This is a genomic window from Brachybacterium epidermidis (assembly GCF_015209585.1).
Taxonomy (GTDB): domain Bacteria; phylum Actinomycetota; class Actinomycetes; order Actinomycetales; family Dermabacteraceae; genus Brachybacterium; species Brachybacterium epidermidis.
Window position 1 is genome coordinate 267,137 of sequence record NZ_JADEYR010000002.1, and the last position, 19,765, is coordinate 286,901.

Below are 19,765 nucleotides of genomic sequence, written 5' to 3' on the forward strand. Positions count from 1 at the left end.
CTCAGCCTCCCAGCTCCAGCACCCTGATGGCCAGCTGCACCCGGTTGGTGACCTGCAGCTTGTCGAACAGGCGCCCCAGGTGGGTCTTCACGGTGGCGAGGCTGAGGAACAGCTGCTGGCCGATCTCCTGGTTGGTCAAGCCGCGCGCCACCAGGCGTCCCACCTCCCACTCCCGCTCGGTGATGCCCGTGGGGGCTGTGCTCGGCGCCTCGGCAGGAGCGGCGCGGCCAGGACCCGTGCCGGTGGTACCAGCATCGGTGGGCCCGGTGCCCTGCCCGTCGGATGCCAGCCGCACCAGGCGCGCCAGCACCTCCGGGGAGAAGCGCGCCCGGTCCTGGGGGGCATCGAGCACGGCCTCGACCACCTGCTGCGGCGGGGAGTCCTTGAGCAGGAACGAGACCGCGCCGGCGCGCAGCGCATCCAGCAGGAACTCGTCGGTGTCGAAGGCGGTCAGCATCACGACCCGGGCTGGGGAGCCCTCCTCGCGCAGCGCTCGCACGGCCGCGATCCCGTCCATGTGCGGCATCCGCACGTCCATCAGGATCACGTCCGGTTCCAGGGCGCGGGCCTGGTCCAGGCCCGACCGGCCGTCGGCCGCCTCGCCGACGACGTCGATCCCGCGTGCCCCGTCGATCATCAGGCGCAGACCGGCCCGCATCAGGGCCTCGTCGTCGACCAGAAGCACTCGGGTGCGGGACTGCTGGTCGGTGATCCCGTCGCCTGTGCCGCTGGTGTCGCTGCCGGTCTCGGAGATGCTCACCATGGGATCCATGCTTCCACCTCGAAGCTGTCGTGATCGCAGCCGGAGCGGGCATCACCGCCCAGCAGTCGCGCGCGTTCCTGCAGGCCGATGAGTCCGTGACCGGTCGACGGCACGGCCCCCTCCTGGTCCCCGCCCGGGTGCTCGTCGCTCAGTGGGTTCCGCGCGGTGAGCACAAGGCGCTGCTGGCGACGGGCCAGGGTGAGGGTCAGCGGTGCACCGGGGGAGTGCTTCGCGGCGTTGGTGACCATCTCGCCGAGCATCCGGGACAGCGCCACCACCGTGGAGCGGCCCCGCTGGTCCAGCTCACTGGAGTCGGTGCCCTCCCAGGTCAGCGACACATCCTGACCCCTGGCGCGGGCGTCGTCCACGATCTCCTGCAGCGCGGGAGCAGTGGGGAGCGGCTGGGGCCCGTCCGTGGAGCGCAGTGCCAGCAGCACCTGCCGCAGCTCCCCGTTGGCCTTCTGTGCAGCATCGCGCACGGTGCCGGCGATGTGCTGCAGCTGCTCGGGCGGCAGGTCCTCCCGGTAGCTCATGGCCCCGGCATGCATGGCGATCGCGGCCAGGTGGTGGGAGACGCTGTCGTGCATGTCGCGGGCGATCGCGGTGCGCTCCTCTGCTCGGACCCGCGCCTCAGCCGATGCCCGGGCCTGCTCCGCAGCCTCTCGTGCCCGTTCGGCCGAGGCCCGTGCGAGCTCAGCGGATTTACGTGCCTGTTCGGCGGCGGTGCGCTCGCGATCAGCGGCGATGCGCTCGCGGTCGGCGGCCTCGGCCTGGCTGCGCAGGGATGCCAGCAGCGCTGTCCTGGTACCGGACAGACGCCCCAGCACCAGCGCGGTGGTGCTCACGGCCAGCGTTAGCACCACGGCCACCACCCACGAGAAGTCAGGCGAGGCTGACCGAGCGGCGGCGTCCAGGGCCATCAGGCCGATGGCGGCGCCGGTGAGCAGTCCGACGGCCAGCAGGTCCAGCCCTGTCCGTCGCTTCCTACCCAGGCGATGCAGGGCGATGAGCCCTGCCGGGATCCCGCACGTGCTGAAACCTGCCAGGGTCGCGATGACCAGGTTGAGGACCGTCCCGACGCGGGTGGCAGAGAGGAACCGCAATGGACCGATCACCAGCGCGGCCAGGGCACCCACCAGCAGATCGACACCTGTCAGCAGCACCAGCGCCGTCGGTGGCTGGTCATTGAACTCCGTCAGCACCATGCCGAAGGTGATCAGCAGGATGAACAGTCCTGTCGCCACGCAGCCGAGGGATTCACCTGCCGCGATCAGCCAGGCTCGTGGCCGACCCGGGGAGGGGGATGCCGCGCCGGGTGCCGTTGCGCCCGGTCCGGGTGCCGTTGCGCCCGGTCCGGGTGACGCGGGGGCCGGTGCCACCGCCATGGCGGAGGCGGGTGCCGCGGTCGCACCGGGCGTGGGTGCATCGGGGACAGGTGCCGCCGACATGGGGGCGTCGGGCTGGGCGACCGGGGCACCGGCGCGGGTGGGGACGGGCATGGGGCCAGCGTAGGGATACCGACGGCGAACGGGATCGGCCGTTCGGCTGACCTCGACGCGAGACTGCGGGAGGGGCCGATGAAGGCCGGGCGAGGAGTACGCCTTCCTGCTGCACGCGGCCAACAACTGGTCCCTGTTCCTGCTGGCACCGACGATGGTGAGCCCGCTCGAGCAGGGCGCCGTCCCGCCGATCGCGCTGCTCACCTCGACCCTGCCCACGGTGCTGATCACCGCCGGACTGTGGTGGTGGTACTCCCGCCGCGAGGGTCTGGGGCTGTGGGAACCGGCCAGGGGCACCGGTCAGCGACTGCGCGGATCAGGGCGGGCCCGTGCCGGATCAGGGGACTGAACCGCCAGGGGATCGCTTCCCGAGGCACCGGATCAGTCGGCGGCCTCGTGAACGGCAGCGCGCCTCGGGCTGTCGGTGCGGGCTTCGCGTGCCGCGAGCACCTCGCGGCCGCGGTCCGTCTCCGGGAATCGCGCCACCATGGCGCGCAGCTCCGCAGCATCGATGGTCGCGCCGAAGGCCTCGGTGAACGGCTGCAGGCGCACCCCGTCGGACAGACCCCCGATCAGCACCGGGTCGAAGCCCAGCTCGTCGACGAACTCCGCGACCTCATCCACCTGCGGCGAGGGACCTGCGATCGCGATGGCAGCGCGCGGGGTCGCACCGCCCGCACCTGGAACCCTCCCACCGCGCGGCCGAGCCAGGTCCTCCAGATCGTGGTAGCCCATGTGGTTCAGCGCCTTCACCACGGTGGCACCCGGCAGCTGGCCCTGGATGAACTCGCTGGTGGAGGCGGCGGGGGCGGAGAACTCCTCGTGTTCGCCGTCCGTCTCCCACCAGTAGTTCATGGCGTCGATGACGAGCTTGCCGTCCAGGGCGTCGGCCGGGATGGTGGCGTGCTTGCCCAGGGGCAGGGCCAGGACCACGATGTCGGCCTGGGCGGCGGCCTCCCGGGCGGTGGTGGCGCGCGCTCCCGGGGCCAGGATCTGCACGATCAGCTCGATCTTCCCGGGGTCACCGGAGCCGGCGATGAGGACGTCATGGCCTGCGGCGACGGCCAGGCGTGCCAGGACGGTGCCGACCTTGCCCGCCCCCAGGATGCCGATGGTGCGGTGGATTCTCTTGCTCACGACCAGTGCTCAACGTGCGCCGGCCCCGGTTCCTTCCCGGGTGTGATGCGTCAGCGAGGGGTGTCGGTGTGGGCGAGGTGGTCAGGGGCATCGGTGCGGGGCAACGGAGGTGCAGCCTGGATGGCCCGGGTGCCCACGTGACCTGTGAGGCACTTCGTCCCGTCTGTCTCACGGGCCACTGCAGATCGCCGCCACCCGGCCTACACTCGACGCCGACATGTGCCGACTCTTCGCTCTCCACGCCGACCAGCCCGTCACCGCCCAGATGTGGCTGATGGATGCCCCCTACTCCCTGGTGACCCAGTCCCGCTTCAACGCCGACGGCACCGGTCTCGCCTGGGTGGACGAGGCAACGGGGCAGGTGCAGGTCAGGAAGCGGCCCATCGCCGCCTACCGCTCCGAGCGCTTCGGCCGGATCGCGCAGCAGGTGCGCACCCGTTCGATGATCGCGCACGTGCGACTGTCCAGCGGCACCCAGCACACCACTGAGAACACCCACCCCTTCGTGCAGGACGGCATCGTCTCCGCGCACAACGGGGTCCTCGAGGTCACCTCCGGCATGAAGCAGCGCGTGCGGCAGCTGGGCACGGCCCACCACGTGCACGGCACCACCGACAGCGAATGGATGGCCGCCCTGGTCACCGGCGAGGTCGCCGCCCACGGCGACGACCTGCACGACGGGGTGGTGGCAGCGCTGGACTGGATCGCCCGCAACGTGCCCGTGTACTCCGTGAACCTGCTCGCCATGCGCGGGGACGAACTGATCGCCGTGCGGCTTCCCGCCACCAACGAGCTGTGGGTGCTGGAACGCTCCGCCACCGCGGCTGATCCCCGAGAGCCCCTCGAGCAGTCCTCCGACTCCCTGCGCGTGGACAGCGAGGACCTGCAGGACGTGCGCTCCGTGGTGATCGCCAGCGAGCCGATGGACGACGACGCAGGCTGGCGCCTGATGGACCCGGGCGAGCTGATCCACGTCGGCCCCGGCGCGACCATGACCAGCGAGCGTCCCTTCGGGCCGCTGGCCCAGGCGCTCACCATCGATGACCTCGGCCTGTCGGCCGCGGCCTCCCAGGCGCACGCGGCCCAGGCCCGCGAGCACGAGCAGCGCCGCCAGCGTCTCGCCCGGCGTCTCGCATCGCGGCGCGCAGCATGACCGCGTACCACCGCATGGCCACCCTGCGCGAGCCCTGGTCGGCATGGTCCAAGCCTTTGCTGACCGTGTTCGCCGCCTTCGCGTCGTACGTGATCATGGCGTCCGCGCTGCTGGTCACCGTGGTGCTGCTGCTGGCCCTGGTGCCCGGGGTCAACGTCGCCCTGGGTGTGACCAGCGGTGACCCCGCCAGCCCGCTGGACGTGGGCCTCGCTCTGGCGATGGGTGCGCTGTGGCTGCCGGCCGGTCTGATCGGCGTGCGCGCGGGCGGGTGGCGTCCCATCGCCACCGCGTTCTCGGTGGCCGCCCACCGCCGCAGCGTCCTTTCGACCCCTGCAGCGTTGGCCGTCATCGCCGGTGGCGTGATCACGGTGGGCGTGGCCGCGCTGGCCGGGTCCCTCGCACCGGTGGAGGCGGGCCCTGACGCGCCCGGCCCGTCGACCGGTGCCGTGCTCGCACTGGTACTGGTCACCGCCGTGCTTGCGCCCCTGCAGGTGGCGGGCCTGGAACTGACGATGCGCGGACTGGTGATGCAGGCCCTCGGCACCTGGCTGCGCAGCCCCGTCCTCCCGATCCTCGCGGCGATGGGCATCGTGCTGATCGGGCGTGAATGGAGCGCCGCCGTGCTGATTCCCGCCCTCACCCTGGCCGCCTGCGCCGGCATCCTCGCCTGGAAGAGCGGCGGCCTCGAACTGCCCTTCTTGCTCACCCTCACGACGACCGTCGTCGGTATCCTCACCTCCGGCCTCGCGGTGGGCACCGGTATCGGTTCGGGCGCCGCGGCGATGGTCGCGGCGTCAGCCGCCCCGGGCAGTTCGAACGCGGCCCTGGCCGGCGGCGCGCCCGCCTCCGCGGCGCTCGCCGGTGGAATCGCTGGGGCCGTGGCCCTGGTCGTGGGCACCGCGGTGGCCTGCGTGCTCATCGGCCGACGCGACGGGCTCACCCTCGCCGAGCCGGTCACCCGAGCGGCCGACGAGCCGCTGCCGCCGATCGTCGCGGTCTGAGCCGGCCCGGCCGAACTGCGCCGGGGCGCGCGTCGTCGCCCCACGGACGCGCAGCCTCACCCCACCTCGCGGAACCCGAGGTCCAGGTAGAGGGCACGCGCTGCGGGCGCGGTGTCGTCCACTCGGAGGGCCACCGGCTCGCGTACGGCACCGACAGCGGCAGTGACGAGAGCACGGGCAATCCCCTGTCGACGCACGGCGGGAATCACGAACAGGTCGATGATGAACGGCCCGGGTGGTGCATCGTCCCAGGGGGCGTCCCTGACGGTGAGGACCGCGCCGAGCAGTTCGTCCCCGCGCCACGCCCCGAGCGAGGCGTCCGGCAACCACAGCCCGTACTCCCCCTGCCAGGCAGCGCGCACGTCGGCTGTGGCCTCTTCGATCGTCATCTGGGACGAGGAGCCGTGATGGCTGAGCCAGTATGCCTCTGCGGCCGCGTCGAGGTCCTGCTCCCGAAGCTCGCGAAGGTCGACCGGCTGGGGCAGGTGGACCAGTTCCGTCGGATCGGCCCTGTGCTCACGGACCATCAGGGAGTTCGCCATGCGTTGACCGTAGCCAGCTGTGGCCGTCACGGCCACATGATTTATCGCCCGTCGCCCGTCGCCCGTTGCCCGTCATGGGCCCGGGGCCTCGGCTCTCGGCCCCGCCTCGGTACGACGTGGCGGCATAGCTCAGCGGGGGATCGCCTCAGCTCCGGATCGCGTCGATCACCTTGATGCGGGTGGCGATGATCGCGGGCAGGGCACCGGCCAGGACGCCCACCAGGGTCGCCGCCGCAAGACCGGCCACCACCGCGCCCACGGGGAACGGCGGCAGGTCCACCAGGCCGATGCCTCGGAAGTAGTCGGTGACGAAGGGGGCCTTGACCAGGGCCACGGCCCCCATCACGCCGATCGCACCGGCCACCACAGTGGCCACCACCGACTCCATCAGCACCCCGAAGAAGATCCGCCCGCCGGTCGCGCCGTAGGAACGGCGGATGCCGATCTCCCGCACCCGGTACCGCACGGTCACCAGAGAGATGTTCACCAGGCCCACCGCGCCCAGCACCAGGATCGCCAGCGCCACCGCGATCAGCGCCTGCTGCAGCACCTCGAAACCCTCCATGGGGGCGGAGTACTGGGCCGCCTCGAAGCTCCCCGCCGGGGTGTCGGCCAGCACCTGGGAGAGCCGGTTCGACACGGCCTGGGCCTGCTCCGGGGGCACCCATGCCCGGTACTCCGCGGTGATGGCCCCAGGCTGGTCCATCCCCGGCATCTCGTCGATGCTGCCCGCAGCGGTGTAGGCGGTGGGGCCCCAGTCCGTGGTGGGATCAGCGGGGAGCACCCCGATCACCACCGCCTGCACGGCCTGCTGGTTCCCTGCCTGCCCATAGAGGGTGATGGGCTCGGTTCCCATGGCGGGGCGGCCCAGCAGCTCATACGCCGGCTGGTTGACCACGATCGCGGGGGCCAGACGGTTCTGGTCCGAGTCGGCGATCCACCGTCCGGACTTGGGGCGCACCCGGTAGATGTCGGCGTAGTCCGGGTCCACGCCTTGCAGCTCGATCGTCTGCACGCCCTGGCGGGTCTGTGCCCTTACGAGGGTGTTGATGACGCGGGTACGGTGCTCGATCCCCAGGCGGTCGATCTGCTCCAGCACGATCTCGTCACGCTCGTCGGCCGTGAGTTCCGGCCCACCTCCTCCCACGTGGTACACACCCACCACGGAGGCACGGCCGGCAGACTTCTCCACCGATTGCTCCAGGGCGCTGCCCAGCATGCCGCCGGCGCCCATCACGCCGGTCAGGATGAACACCGACAGCGCCACGCCGATCAGCGCCAGCATGATGCGGCCCTTGTTGACCCGCAGTTCGCCGTAGGCCTCGACGATGGGGGCGATCAGACCGGTCATGCCGCGTCACCGCTCGCGCGCGGGCTGGCCTCGACGGCAGGGGCTGACGTCCCGGCGCTCGCTGGGGCCGACGCTCCGACACCCGCTTCGGCCAGGTCCTCCACCTCGCGGCGGCCGGAGCGGATGCCCACGGTGGCCGACAGTGCCTCGCGGGCATGGTTGCTGGTGACCGGGTGCAGCACGCCCTCGTCCAGCAGGTACGCGCGCTGGGAGAGCGCGGCGACCTGCAGGTCATGGGTGATGGTGACCAGGGCGGCATCGGAGTCGCGGGCGATCTCGTCCAGCAGCGCCATCACGGCCTCGCCGGTCGTGACGTCGAGCGCGCCGGTGGGCTCATCGGCCAGGATCAGGCGCGGCCGGCGCACCAGCGCTCGGGCCACCGCCACCCGCTGCTGCTCACCGCCGGAGAGCCGGGTGGGCAGCTGGTGGGCGCGGTCGGCCAGACCCACCCGGTCCAGCATCTCCATCGCCGAACGCTCGCGGCGCCAGAACTGCCGGGCGGTGCCGTACATCATCGGCATCATCACGTTCTCCAGCGCGGTGCGCCGCTCCAGCAGGTTGAACTGCTGGAACACAAACCCGATGTAGGCCCCGCGCAGGCGGGCACGGCGGGCGTCGGACAACCGGGAGACGTCCTTGCCGTCGAACAGCAGCTCGCCGCCGGTCTGGCGGTCGATCAGTCCCAGCAGGTTCAGCAGGGTCGTCTTGCCGGACCCGGAGCGACCGACGACGGCCACATGGTCCCCGGCCTCCACTGTCAGGTCGATGCCCTGGAGGATGTGCAGCATGTCCCGGCTGGGCAGGCGCACCGAGCGGGTCAGGTCCCGCAGCTCCAGCAGCGGTATGCGTCCCTCGTGGGGTGCGGTCACCACATCTCACCGCCGACCATGGCGCCCTCGGGATTGTCCACCCCCGGGACGAATTGCAGGATCTCCTGGCCCTCCTCCAGGCCCTCGACGATCTCCACCACGCCCTCGCCACGCAGGCCTAGCGTGACCGGAACCGGGGTGGGCTCGCCCGTGGCCTCATCGAACACGTACACGGTGCCGTCGGTGCCGTTGCCCTCCACTGCCGTGGTCGGCACGGTCATCACACCGCTGGCGGAGCCCAGGTCCACCGACACCTTCACCGACAACCCGGGCACGATCTTGATTCCCTCGGGGACGGGACAGCGCAGCTGGGCCGCGGAGGTGCCCGAGCTCTGCTCCTGCTCCATCCCGGGGTACTCCTCGAAGACACCCGGGGGTGCCTCGGGCTCCGAGGGCGACGTGGGCTCCTGCACGGTGGCGTCCTCGGTGATCGTCGGGGCTGTGCAGGGCACCGGCTCCGCCGCGGTGGGAAGCTCCGCCGTGGCCTCGATGTCCAGGTCCAGCAGCTGCAGCTGCTCCTCCGGGCTGAGACCGGCGACGATCGAGTAGGTGCCCGGCGACAGGGTCGCCACCGTCTGGCCCGCGGTGGTGCTCTGCCACTCCGCCAGGGTGAGCCCGGTGATCCGGCCGGCCTCGGGGGCGGTGAGGTTCAGGTAGAGGTACTCCTGGGCGGGAGCCGGGTCCGGCGCCGGGGCGGGCAGGGGCTCTCCGTCGGGCCCCGGTGCCGCCGGGTCCCCCGACGCGGACTCCACCGCGACCGGATCCTGCGGCACCCGCACCTGCAGAATCCGGTCGCCCTTGGCGACGGTGTCGCCGTTCTTCACCCAGATCTTGGTGATCTCACCGGAGGCCTTGGCGAGCACCGGGGTTCCGGCGTCGGGCTGGACGATCGCGTCCAGGGCCATCGTCGAGGTGATGTCGCCGGTCTCGGGGACCACGGTCGCGTACTGGTCGAACTCGGCGGTCGGGTAGAGCTCGTCCCCCTCGCCGGCCTCGGCGTTCGCGGGGAAGAACGCCAGTTTCGCCAGCGCCAGGGCTATCACGGCGAAGATCAGCATCCACACGATGGGGAAGACATAGCGGCGAACGGATTCCATCGCGGCCTTTCGATCAGGACGGGGGCGCATCTCGACGCCGCCGAACGGAAAAGGGTGCACATAGCTGCGCTGAGGACAGTGTGGCCGGTGGCGGGGCGCTGGTCATCCGACCGAGGTAGGGAGTTCGTGCGCTCCTTGCCGTACCACGGTCCGTGATTGCGCCCTAGTCTCGTATCCATGAGCTCCTCCGACTCCGTGCCCGATCCGCTGCTGCTGCTGCCGCTGCGCCAGCGCATCGTCGAGCAGCAGCTGGGCGTGCGTGCCCTCCACGTGATCCGCCCGGGCAGGCCCGACGTCACCCACCTGTTCCGGTCCGACGCCCCGGAGAACCTCTACTCGATCTCCAAGGCGGTCACCGCCCTGGCCGTGGGCCTGGCCCGGGATGAGGGTCTGCTGGATCTGGACGACCGGCTCGTCGACCACCTGCCGGCCCCCACCGGAGGCACCGGGCCGGACGGGGCCGCCACCCGCGGGTACGGCGAGGGGATCGACCAGGTGCGCCTGCGGCACCTGCTCACCATGACCTCGGGCTCCCCGGTCACCGCCTTCACCGACGAGGAGCGCGAGCACCCCGGCCTCACCGATCACTTCCTGGGCACCGACCTCTCCGCCCAGCCCGGGGACGGCTTCGTCTACTCCAACGGCTCCACCTTCATGCTGGCCCGCGTGATCAGCGAGCGCACCGGGCAGAGCCTGCGCGACTGGCTGATGCCGCGTCTGTTCGAGCCGCTGGGGATCCTCAACCCCCAGTGGTTCACCGACCGCCAGGGATTCACCTGGGGCGCCACCGGCCTGCACCTGACCAGCGCGCAGGTGGCCCGGATCGGCGGGCTGCTGCTGGGTGAGGGCATCGCCCCCGAGGGGGCCGCCGAGCCGGGCACGCGCCTGGTGCCCGGGGAGTGGATCCGCGCCATGCACGCCGCCGACGCCTGGGTCCCCACCGGCGAGGCGGACCCCGAGGGCGGGAAGTACGGCTTCGGGGTGTGGAAGTGCTCGGTGGGGGAGTCCTGGCGGGCCGACGGCGCCTTCGGCCAGTTCCTGGTGGTGCTGCCGGAGCAGGAGGCCTGCGTGGCGATCACCTCGCACCTCGAGGGCAAGCCCGGCTCCGAGATCCTGCGGGCCGTGTGGGAGGAACTGCTGCCGCTGCTGTGAGCGGGGATATGTGACGCGCTGCTGAGCGGGGTCAGCGGCGCGGCGCCGGTCCCGTGCTCTCCCGTGCCATCAGCTGCATGGGCAGTCGCTCCACCATGGGAGGCCCCCCGCCGGGGCGCTCACCCTGCTCCCCGTCGATCAGACGCGTCAGCATCGCCACCGCTGCCCTCGCCTTGGCTTCGATGTCCTGGGCGACGCTGGTCAGCTGCGGCCTCACCCACCGGGTGACGGGGGAGTCGTCGAAACCCGCCACCGACATCTGACCCGGCACGGCGATGCCGCGGTCCAGCAGCTCGCCCAGGATCTCCGCCGCGAGCACGTCGCTGGAGGCCACGACGGCCGTGGGCCGCTCCGGATGCGCGAGGATCTCATCCACCGCGCGTACCGCGGAGCCCGGGTGGTGGTCGGCGTGGACCGCGATCAGATGGGCGGCGCCCTGCAGCCCGTCGCCCGTCGCGGCGTGCTCCAGGATCGCCCGCTGCACACCCTCGTAGCGGCGCGCCACCACGCCCGGGGCATCGGTCAACGGGCCTGCGAAGGCGATCGCCCGGTGACCGTGCTCGATCAAGTGCCGCCCCACCGCGAGACCCCCGCCCGCGTCGTCCACTCCCACCACCGGGACCTCGGAACGGCGCGAGTAGTTGTCCAGGAACACCAGCGGCCGGGGATGGGTGCGGGTGAGGTCGTTGATCTCGTCGGCCACCGAGCCGTAGACGATCAGCCCGTCCACCCGCCACGAGCCCAATCGCCGGGCGGCCCGGACCACGTCCCTGCTGGCTGCCGGGATGAACGAGAACCCCGCCCGGGTCACGGCCTGGCCCACCGCCCCCAGCAGCAGGGCGTCGTGCGGGTTCTCCAGCAGAGCGCGCGACTGGCCGGGGTGGTGGAGCACCAGGCCGATCATGCGGGAACGGTTGGCGGCCAGGGAGCGGGCCGGGGCGTCCGGCACGTAGTCGAGCTCCTCGATGGCCCTCAGCACCCGGGCCACCGTCTCCGCGGAGGCCTTGTGGTGACGACCGTTGATCACATTGGACACGGTCATCCGGCTCACGCCCGCGGCCGCCGCCACATCGCGAATGCTGCTCATGGGGCTGGTCCCTCCCATCGGCCCCGGGGGTGGCGCCGCTCGACCCCCCGGTAGGCCCATCCTTGACCATCCGTGTGCCCTGCGCCTAGCCTACGAAGTCGTGGACCGGTAAACAACGGTGTGACCTGCGGGGGTTCCCATCCCCGCGTTTCTGCTGGTCTCCGGAGCGGGCGGAGTTGCCCGTTCCGCGACTGTGACGGAGGAGCTTCCCATGAACCATCTGGTCGACCCTGAACGATTCGCCCCGTCGCGTCGCGCGCTCCTGGGGGCCCTCGGCGTCTCGGCGGCGTTCCCCGCGCTCGCGGCCTGCGGTGGCGGCGACCCGGCGGAGAAGGCGGCGGAGGACGTCGCCTCCAACGCCGAGGTTGAGCTGCCCACCTACACCGAGCAGACGGCCGTCGAGCCCGACATACCCGGTGAGAACGGCTCCACCCCGGGCTACACCTCCTATCCGGAGGATCTCCCGCAGACGGTCGATGCGCCCCCGGGCTCCGGCAACACCTTCACCCTGATGGTGCCCACTTGGAGTGCGGTGCAGTCGGGGCTGAACAACGCGTACACGCAGGCCCTGGACGAAGCGCTCGGGTCGAAGCTCGAGTACCAGATGACCACCGGCAACGACTACCGCGACAAGCAGGCCGCGGTGTTCGCCTCCCCGGACGACGTGGCCGACTGGGTCTCGGTGTTCGGCTGGAACCCCCCGGCCCGGTTCGACCAGGCCGTCGAGTCCGTGTTCCAGGACCTGACGCCCTTCATCGGCGGGGACAAGATCTCCAAGTGGAAGAACCTCGCCAACCTCCCCACCGCCGCCTGGCAGTTCGGCGTGTTCAAGGGCAAGCTCTACGGCATCCCGGTGCCCGGCGAGATTGTCACCGACGCGATCTTCTACCGCGGTGACATCTTCGAGGAGCTGGGCCTGGAGGCGCCCACCAACGCCGAGGAGTTCCTGGCGGTGTGCGAGGAGCTCACCGATCCCGGTGCCAATCGCTGGGCCACCAACGACCTCAACACCGGCGCCCCGAACCTGATGTTCGGTGCCCCGCCGGACTGGCGCGTCGATGACGGCCAGCTCATCTACCGCTGGGAGACCCAGGAGTACCGTGATGCGCTGGAGTTCCAGATCCAGCTGTTCGAGAAGGGCCTGGTCCACCCGGACGTCGCCGCCGACACCGGGGACGCCAAGCAGCGCTTCGAATCCGGCCAGGTGGCCATCCACTACGACGGCGTCGGCGCGTGGGGTGAGGCCACCAAGCGCGTCCAGGCCTCCAACCCCGACTACCGGCAGGTGCCGATGAGCGGGCTGTCCGCCAAGGGCGGGGACCCGATCCGCTACACCGGCAGCGCCGCCAACTTCTTCAGCTTCCTCAAGAAGTCCGACGACGAGGCCCGCATCGAGGAGCTGTTGGGCATCGCCAACTACCTGGCCGCCCCCTTCGGCACGAAGGAGTGGGAGCTGGTGAACTTCGGCGTGGAGGGCACCCACTTCAACCGGGGCGACGGCGGGGTCCCCGAGCCCACCGAGGCGCTCGCCGCCGAGCACCCCGGCGTGCTGTCCACCCTGGTCACCGGGCCGCTCGCGAAGTACGACTTCGCCGATCCGGGGCACGTGGAGGAGTACTGCGAGTGGATGAAGGGCGAGACCCAGTACATGGTCGAGGGACCCTTCTACGGCCACCAGGTGCCCAAGCCCGCCGAGTACGCCTCCCTGGACCAGCCGATGTACGACCTGGAGAAGGACATCGTGCGCGGCCGCAAGACCATGGACGACTTCGACGCCGCGGTGGAGACCTGGCGCAGCAGCGGTGGTGACCGGATGCGCGAGTACTACCAGGGCGTCTACGACGAGCTGGACAAGTGAGCACCGCGCACGGTGCCTCGGCGGGGGCCGCCCCGCCGGGGCCCGGCGGGGCGAGTCCCGGCCGAGCCGCCAGCGGCGGCCGCGGCTCGGGGCGCCGCGGGGCCTCCAGCGGGGTGGAGCGTCGGAAGATCCCGCTGTCCAAGCGGCTGCGACGGGACTGGCCGCTGCTGATGATGGTGCTGCCCGCCGTCGCGCTGATGGTCGTGTTCATGTATGTGCCGATGTTCGGCAACATCATCGCCTGGCAGCATTACTCGCCGTACGTGGCGCTGTTCGAGAACCCCTGGGCGGGCTGGGACAACTTCGCGCGCGTGTTCCGCACCCCCGCCTTCTGGGACGCGGTGGTCAACACCCTGATGATCACCGGCTTCCAGCTGGTCTTCTTCTTCCCGGTGCCGATCGCTCTGGCCCTGCTGCTGAACTCGGTGCTGACCCCGTGGATCCGCACCACCATCCAGTCCATCGTGTACCTGCCCCACTTCTTCTCGTGGGTGCTGGTGGTGACGATCTTCCAGCAGATCCTCGGCGGGGCGGGCCTGATCAACCGGCTCCTGCGCGCCAACGGCATGGAGCCGATCGAGATCATGACCAACCCGGACACCTTCCTGCTGCTGGTCACCTCCCAGGCCGTGTGGAAGGACGCCGGCTGGGGCATGATCATCTTCCTGGCCGCGCTCAGCACCATCGACCCCTCGCAGTACGAGGCGGCTGCGGTGGACGGCGCGGGCAAGTGGCGCCGCATGTGGTCGATCACCTTGCCCGCCATCCGGCCCACCATCATCCTGCTGCTGATCCTGCGCCTGGGCGATGCCCTCACCGTCGGCTTCGAGCAGCTGATCCTCCAGCGCGGCGCCGTCGGCCCCGGAGCGGCCGAGGTGCTGGACACCTACGTGTACTACCAGGGCGTCATCGGCGGTGACTGGTCCTACGCGGCTGCCGCCGGCCTGATCAAGGGCGTCGTCTCGCTGCTGCTGGTGCTGGGTGCCAACAAGCTCGCCCACGCCTTCGGCGAGGCGGGCGTCTACCGGAGGGAGACGAAATGACCGCCACCTCGCCCGGTTCCGGCTTCGCCGACCAGTCCCCGCCTCTCGCACAGGAGGCCGACGGCCGTACCACCGCGCCCACCACGGGTGGCTGGCTGGGACGGCGTGGCGGCCCCCTGAAGAAGGGTCCCGGCAAGGCGCTGCGCCCCGCCTGGGACGAGGAGCCCACGATCCTGGAGAAGGCCGGGAAGGTACTGGTCCTGGGGCTGATCGTGCTGGCCGTGCTGCTGCCGCTGTACACCGTGGTGCTCACGTCCCTGTCCAGCGATGCCACCATCAACCAGGCCGGCGGCATGGTGCTGATCCCCGGGGAGCTCACCCTCGCGGCCTACAGCTCCATCCTCTCCGGCGGGGTGGTCACCAAGTCGATCCTGGTGAGCATCGGCGTGACCACCGTCGGCACCCTGCTGTCCACCGTGGTCTCGGTGATGGCGGCCTACGGGCTCAGCCGCACCGACTCCCTGCTTCACCGGCCGATCCTGTTCCTGTTCATCATCACGATGTTCTTCTCGGCCGGCATGATCCCCACCTACCTGGTGGTCTCGGGCCTGGGGCTCATCGACTCCTACCTGGCGCTGATCCTGCCCGGCGCGGTCTCGGCCTTCAACATCCTGATCCTGCGTGCCTTCTTCATGGGCATCGACCCCGGGATCCTGGAGGCCGCGCGCATCGACGGTGCGGGCGAGTTCCGCATCCTCGCCACCATCGTGCTGCCCATGTCCACCGCCGTGATCGCCGTGGTGGCGCTGTTCTACGGCGTGGGCTACTGGAACGCGTTCTTCAGCGCCATGCTGTACCTGCAGGACAGCGGCAAGTGGCCCCTGCAGATGGTGCTGCGCTCCTACGTGCTGGAGGGCGTGGAGCTGCCCGGCTCCGAGCTCACCCCGGCCGGTGTGGGCAGTGCGCAGCGTCCCTCCAGCCTCGCGGTGAAGATGGCGATCGTGGTCTTCGCGCTGGTGCCGATCCTGATGGTCTACCCGTTCGTGCAGAAGCACTTCACCAAGGGCGTCATCTTCGGGGCGATCAAGGGGTGATCCTGGAGGGAGCACGGATCCGACGGGACTACGGTTGAGGCATGGACTGGTCCGCTCTCGCCAACTTCGCCCTCGTGCTGCTGTTCGTGGTGATCGGCGGCGTGTTCGCCGGCACCGAGATGGCGATCGTGAACCTGCGCGAATCGCAGATCAAGCAGCTGGAGGAGAGCGGTCCGCGCGGGGAGGGCACCGCCCGCCTGGTGCGCAACCCCAACCTGTTCCTCTCCGCCGTGCAGATCGGCGTGACGGTGGCCGGATTCTTCTCCTCCGCCTACGGCGCCTCCACCATCGCCCCCTCCCTGGTGCCGCCCCTGGTGGGCGCGGGCCTGAGCGAATCCACCGCGAGCACGGTCGCCCTGATCGGCATGACGCTGGTGATCGCGTTCCTGTCGCTGGTGTTCGGGGAACTGGTGCCCAAGCGGCTGGCCATGCAGAACGCCCTGGCGATGACCCGGATCGTGGGCCCGCCGCTGAGCGTGTTCGGCAGGCTGATGCGCCCGGTGATCTGGCTGCTGTCGGCCTCCACCAACCTGGTGGTGCGGATCCTGGGCGGTGACCCGGATGCCGACCGCGAGGCCGTCTCCGCCGAGGAGATCCGCTCCATGGTGCGCACCTCCGACGCCCTGGACCAGGCCGAGTCGCGGGTGCTGGCCGATGTGTTCGACGCCTCCGAGCGCACCGTGGTGGAGGTGATGCGGCCGCGCCCGCAGGTGCACTTCCTGAACGGCGGCGACACCGTGGCCGAGGTGCGCGAGGAGATCCGCTCCACCAGCTACTCCCGTTACCCGGTCACCGGGGAGGACGTGGACGACGTGCTGGGCTTCGCCCACGTGCGCGACATGATGCTGGTGGACGACCCGAGCGCCGTGCGCCTGCGGGACCTGGCCCGGCCCATCGAGCACATCCCCGGCACCGTCGAGGTGCTGCGAGCCCTCAACCGGATGCGGGCCCAGGCCCAGCAGATCGCCGTGGTCGTCGACGAGTACGGCGGGACCGACGGGATCGTCACCCTCGAGGACCTGCTCGAGGAGCTGGTGGGGGAGATCTACGACGAGTTCGACGCCGACGCCTGGTCCCCCAGCAACCCGGACCGCCTGGCTGTGCCCGGAGGGGACATCGACGGCGGCCTGATCCTGCAGGAGTTCGAGTCACAGACGGGCATCGCCCTGCCCGACACCGGCGGCTACGAGACCGTGGGCGGCTACGTCATGGCGCAGCTGGGTCGCATCGCCGCCGTGGGCGACGAGGTTGAGGTCGGAGCCGGGGCCGATGGGGCCCGCATCCGCGTCACGGCGATGGACGACCGACGTGTGAAGACAGTGCGGCTGCGCCGCGAGGGCGATGCCGCCTCCCGGCATGGGGATGGGGGCAGCGCCGGGGAGCATCCGGGGGCCTGAGCCAGGAGCCGAGAGGCTACGGGAGCATCACGTCAGGCAGAGCGAAGATGAGCCTCGATGCTCCCGATGAGCACAGGGACGTCTTCTCGCACGGTGGCACGAATTACATCCCCGTTGACCAGCATGTAACCGTGGGCGATGCGGTTCCTCATTCCCCACATCGCCGACCAATCGGATCCGAACAGCGCACGACGCGAGTCCGGCTCGAGCCGCTCCAGTGTTTCGATGGCGGCCGACAACCGCATGCAGATGGCATCGATGGTCACCTGGTCATCGAGATCGCGGGTGGCGTATCTGCTGACGAGCCGCAGGTGGTACAGCGCATCCCCGAGTATTTCCGCGGTCGTTCTGCGGCGCTCGCGCTTCACAGTGGTACCGCCTCTTCGAGAACGCGCTCCTTCAGGTGAGGGGGTAGGGCTGAGTCGGGGGTCAGATCGGTGGATGCCCCGATCAGTGCACTGATCTCCCCCTCGAGCCGACTGAGCTGCATCAGACTGAGCGGGGTTGCCATCGTGAATAGCAGATCGACGTCGGAATCCTGGTCCTCCCTCCCGGTGGCCACCGAGCCGAACACGCGGATGTCGGTGCCACCGACCTCTGAAAGGATCCTCTGGATCTCAGGGCGGGAGTTGCGAAGCCGGCGCGCGAGAGGGCTCGTTCCATGGAATCGCAGAAGTCGTGAGATCTCCGGTTGGCTCCGGCCGGTCTCTTTCGAGATCTGCGACTGGGTCATGCCGTTGCGCGATGCCTCGCGGACGGCTGCGACCAGACGCTGGCGTGCGGCGCGCACCGCCTCGTCACTCTCACGGGCGATCTCAGCCAAGGACGACATGAACGAAGTATAGCAATTGCTATTGACTTGCCGTCGGCGGGGCGCTCCAGCCCGGTGCAGCCCGTTTCCCCCTCGGGGACCACCCGGTCGGGGCGTGACCAGGCCACGGCGTTATGCTCGATGCATCCCCCGTCGACTTCCAGGAGGCTCTCCATGGCACGCACCACCACCTTCGCCGAACTTCTCGTCACCCAGCTGAGGGACATGGGGGTGGAGCGCATCTACGGAGTGGTGGGCGACTCGCTGAACCCTGTGGTGGACGCGGTGCGCAAGACCAAGGGCATCGACTGGGTGCACGTGCGCAACGAGGAGGCCGGAGCCTTCGCCGCCGGCGCCGAGGCCCGCGTGACCGGGAAGCTCGCCGTGTGCGCCGGCTCCTGTGGGCCGGGCAACACCCACCTGGTCCAGGGTCTGTTCGACGCCCACCGCGACAACGCTCCCGTCCTCGCGATCGCTTCCCACATCCCCAGCGCCAAGATCGGCACCGGCTTCTTCCAGGAGACCCATCCGGAGACCCTGTTCCGCGAGTGCTCCCACTACTGCGAGATGATCAACTCCGGCGAGCACGGCGCCACCCTGCTGCACATCGCCGCCCAGACCGCCCTCGCCAAGCAGGGGGTTTCGGTGCTGGTGCTGCCCGGCGACGTCGCCGACGAGGAGGTCTCCGGCCCCCTCACCCGCGACCTGGCCACCGAGTTCGGCGCCGTGCAGCCCGCACCCGGGCCGGTCGGCCGTCTGGCCGAGCTGATCGACCAGGCCGACAAGGTCACCCTGTTCGTCGGCGCCGGGGTGAAGGACGCCCGCGAGGAGGTGCTCGCGCTGGCCGGGGCGCTGAAGGCGCCGATCGGTCACGCCTTCGGCGGCAAGGAGATCATCCAGTACGACAACCCCTACGACGTGGGGATGAGCGGCCTGCTGGGCTACGGCGCCTGCTACGAGGCAATGCACGAGGCCGATCTGGTGATCCTGATGGGCACCGACTTCCCCTACAGCGAGTTCCTGCCCGAGCCCGACGGCGCCAAGCTGGTCCAGATCGACGCCGACGCCTCCCGCCTGGGCCGCCGCGCGCCCCTGGACCTCGCCCTGCACGGCGACGTGGCCCTCACCATTCAGGCCCTGATGCCGCTGATCAAGGTGAAGAAGAGCAAGCGGTTCCTCTCCAAGATGCTCAAGCAGCACCACAAGGCCCTCACCGGGGCGGTCGCGGCGTACACCAGGAACGTCGAGAAGCTGACCCCGATCCACCCCGAGTACGTGGCCTCCGTGCTGGACGAGGTCGCCGATGACGATGCGATCTTCACCGTGGACACCGGGATGTGCAACGTATGGGGCGCCCGCTACATCACTCCCAACGGCAAGCGCCGGCTGTTCGGCTCCTGGCACCACGGCACCATGGCCAACGCCCTGCCGCAGGCCATCGGCGCCTCCGCCGCGTTCCCGGACCGCCAGGTGATCTCCATGAGCGGCGACGGCGGCCTGAGCATGCTGATGGGTGAGCTGCTCACCGTGAAGCTGCACCAGCTGAACACCAAGATCCTGGTGTTCAACAACTCCAGTCTGGGCATGGTGAAGCTGGAGATGCTGGTGGGGGGCATCCCCGACTTCGAGACCGACCACGAGCACGTCGACTTCGCCGCCATCGCCCAGGGCGCAGGGATCCCCTCGGTGCGGATCACCGACCCGAAGAAGCTGAAGAAGGAGCTCGCGGCGGCGCTGGCCACCCCCGGGCCGATGCTGATCGACGTGGTCACCGATCCCGACGCCCTCTCGATGCCGCCGAAGATCACCGCGCAGCAGATCCGCGGCTTCGCCACCGCCTCCACCAAGGTCGTCCTCGGCGGTGGCGTGGGCAGGATGGTGGACATGGCAGCCAGCAATATCCGCAACATCCCGCGCTGATCAGCACAGCCGGCGGGGGTGAGTAAGCGCCCTCTGTGGTGGACCTTGCAC

The 19,765-nt window shown here is 70.4% G+C and carries 19 protein-coding genes; 9 read left to right on the forward strand and 10 right to left on the reverse strand.

Annotated elements, in window-relative coordinates; all coding sequences use genetic code 11:
- Position 1 precedes the first annotated feature (1 nt).
- Positions 2-763, reverse strand: a complete 762-nt coding sequence (locus IOE58_RS03910; protein WP_193865187.1) for a response regulator — start codon at positions 761-763, stop codon at positions 2-4.
- On the reverse strand, positions 757-2,007 hold the full coding sequence (locus tag IOE58_RS14625) for a sensor histidine kinase (RefSeq protein ID WP_193865108.1): 1,251 nt from the start codon (positions 2,005-2,007) through the stop codon (positions 757-759). The genes IOE58_RS03910 and IOE58_RS14625 overlap by 7 nt, the downstream gene beginning before the upstream one ends.
- A gap of 412 nt (positions 2,008-2,419) precedes the next feature.
- Here IOE58_RS14625 and IOE58_RS03920 point away from each other — a divergent pair, with 412 nt between their 5' ends.
- Complete coding sequence (locus tag IOE58_RS03920) at positions 2,420-2,611, forward strand: hypothetical protein (protein ID WP_193865109.1); 192 nt, start codon at positions 2,420-2,422, stop codon at positions 2,609-2,611.
- A gap of 32 nt (positions 2,612-2,643) precedes the next feature.
- Here the strand turns inward: IOE58_RS03920 and IOE58_RS03925 are convergent, their stop codons facing one another.
- Positions 2,644-3,399 (reverse strand): NADPH-dependent F420 reductase, encoded by a 756-nt coding sequence (locus IOE58_RS03925; protein WP_259890211.1) that lies wholly within the window; start codon positions 3,397-3,399, stop codon positions 2,644-2,646.
- 217 nt (positions 3,400-3,616) lie between these two features.
- On the opposite strand from IOE58_RS03925, the gene IOE58_RS03930 reads away from it, so the two are divergent.
- Both IOE58_RS03930 and IOE58_RS03935 read left to right on the forward strand, forming a co-directional pair.
- A complete protein-coding gene (locus IOE58_RS03930) occupies positions 3,617-4,552 on the forward strand; it encodes a class II glutamine amidotransferase (protein WP_193865110.1) in 936 nt (311 codons plus the stop codon).
- Positions 4,549-5,553, forward strand: a complete 1,005-nt coding sequence (locus IOE58_RS03935) for a CAAX protease (RefSeq protein ID WP_193865111.1) — start codon at positions 4,549-4,551, stop codon at positions 5,551-5,553. The genes IOE58_RS03930 and IOE58_RS03935 overlap by 4 nt, the downstream gene beginning before the upstream one ends.
- Before the next feature lie 56 nt (positions 5,554-5,609).
- On the opposite strand, the gene IOE58_RS03940 is transcribed toward IOE58_RS03935, so the two are convergent.
- The 4 genes from IOE58_RS03940 to IOE58_RS03955 form a co-directional block, all read right to left on the reverse strand.
- Positions 5,610-6,095, reverse strand: a complete 486-nt coding sequence (locus tag IOE58_RS03940; RefSeq protein WP_193865112.1) for a GNAT family N-acetyltransferase — start codon at positions 6,093-6,095, stop codon at positions 5,610-5,612.
- Positions 6,096-6,240: 145 nt separating this feature from the next.
- The gene (locus IOE58_RS03945) at positions 6,241-7,446 is read right to left on the reverse strand and encodes an ABC transporter permease (RefSeq protein ID WP_193865113.1); all 1,206 of its coding nucleotides are present in this window, start codon (positions 7,444-7,446) and stop codon (positions 6,241-6,243) included.
- Entirely contained in the window at positions 7,443-8,315 is an 873-nt protein-coding gene (locus tag IOE58_RS03950; RefSeq protein WP_396121464.1) for an ABC transporter ATP-binding protein, read from the reverse strand. Before IOE58_RS03950 ends, IOE58_RS03945 begins: the two co-directional genes overlap by 4 nt.
- The gene (locus IOE58_RS03955) at positions 8,312-9,412 is read right to left on the reverse strand and encodes an efflux RND transporter periplasmic adaptor subunit (protein WP_193865115.1); all 1,101 of its coding nucleotides are present in this window, start codon (positions 9,410-9,412) and stop codon (positions 8,312-8,314) included. Before IOE58_RS03955 ends, IOE58_RS03950 begins: the two co-directional genes overlap by 4 nt.
- 177 nt (positions 9,413-9,589) lie before the next feature.
- Between IOE58_RS03955 and IOE58_RS03960 the strand changes: the two genes are divergently transcribed.
- Positions 9,590-10,564 (forward strand): serine hydrolase domain-containing protein, encoded by a 975-nt coding sequence (locus tag IOE58_RS03960; protein WP_193865116.1) that lies wholly within the window; start codon positions 9,590-9,592, stop codon positions 10,562-10,564.
- A 31-nt stretch (positions 10,565-10,595) separates the two neighbouring features.
- Here the strand turns inward: IOE58_RS03960 and IOE58_RS03965 are convergent, their stop codons facing one another.
- Positions 10,596-11,651: a LacI family DNA-binding transcriptional regulator gene (locus tag IOE58_RS03965; protein ID WP_193865117.1), complete on the reverse strand. Its 1,056-nt coding sequence runs from the start codon at positions 11,649-11,651 to the stop codon at positions 10,596-10,598.
- A gap of 211 nt (positions 11,652-11,862) precedes the next feature.
- Here IOE58_RS03965 and IOE58_RS03970 point away from each other — a divergent pair, with 211 nt between their 5' ends.
- The 4 genes from IOE58_RS03970 to IOE58_RS03985 are packed head-to-tail and all read left to right on the forward strand — an operon-like array spanning position 11,863 to position 16,983.
- Positions 11,863-13,509, forward strand: a complete 1,647-nt coding sequence (locus tag IOE58_RS03970; protein ID WP_193865118.1) for a type 2 periplasmic-binding domain-containing protein — start codon at positions 11,863-11,865, stop codon at positions 13,507-13,509.
- Complete coding sequence (locus IOE58_RS03975) at positions 13,506-14,552, forward strand: ABC transporter permease (protein WP_431831691.1); 1,047 nt, start codon at positions 13,506-13,508, stop codon at positions 14,550-14,552. The genes IOE58_RS03970 and IOE58_RS03975 overlap by 4 nt, the downstream gene beginning before the upstream one ends.
- Positions 14,549-15,586: a carbohydrate ABC transporter permease gene (locus tag IOE58_RS03980; protein WP_193865119.1), complete on the forward strand. Its 1,038-nt coding sequence runs from the start codon at positions 14,549-14,551 to the stop codon at positions 15,584-15,586. Before IOE58_RS03975 ends, IOE58_RS03980 begins: the two co-directional genes overlap by 4 nt.
- Positions 15,587-15,627: 41 nt before the next feature.
- Positions 15,628-16,983: a hemolysin family protein gene (locus tag IOE58_RS03985; protein ID WP_193865120.1), complete on the forward strand. Its 1,356-nt coding sequence runs from the start codon at positions 15,628-15,630 to the stop codon at positions 16,981-16,983.
- 32 nt (positions 16,984-17,015) lie between these two features.
- Here IOE58_RS03985 and IOE58_RS03990 read toward each other — a convergent pair whose 3' ends face one another.
- Positions 17,016-17,351, reverse strand: a complete 336-nt coding sequence (locus tag IOE58_RS03990) for a HepT-like ribonuclease domain-containing protein (protein ID WP_193865121.1) — start codon at positions 17,349-17,351, stop codon at positions 17,016-17,018.
- On the reverse strand, positions 17,348-17,806 hold the full coding sequence (locus tag IOE58_RS03995) for a nucleotidyltransferase domain-containing protein (protein WP_228018787.1): 459 nt from the start codon (positions 17,804-17,806) through the stop codon (positions 17,348-17,350). Before IOE58_RS03995 ends, IOE58_RS03990 begins: the two co-directional genes overlap by 4 nt.
- Positions 17,807-17,968: 162 nt before the next feature.
- Here IOE58_RS03995 and IOE58_RS04000 point away from each other — a divergent pair, with 162 nt between their 5' ends.
- Positions 17,969-19,714 (forward strand): pyruvate dehydrogenase, encoded by a 1,746-nt coding sequence (locus IOE58_RS04000; protein WP_193865123.1) that lies wholly within the window; start codon positions 17,969-17,971, stop codon positions 19,712-19,714.
- Positions 19,715-19,765 lie beyond the last annotated feature (51 nt).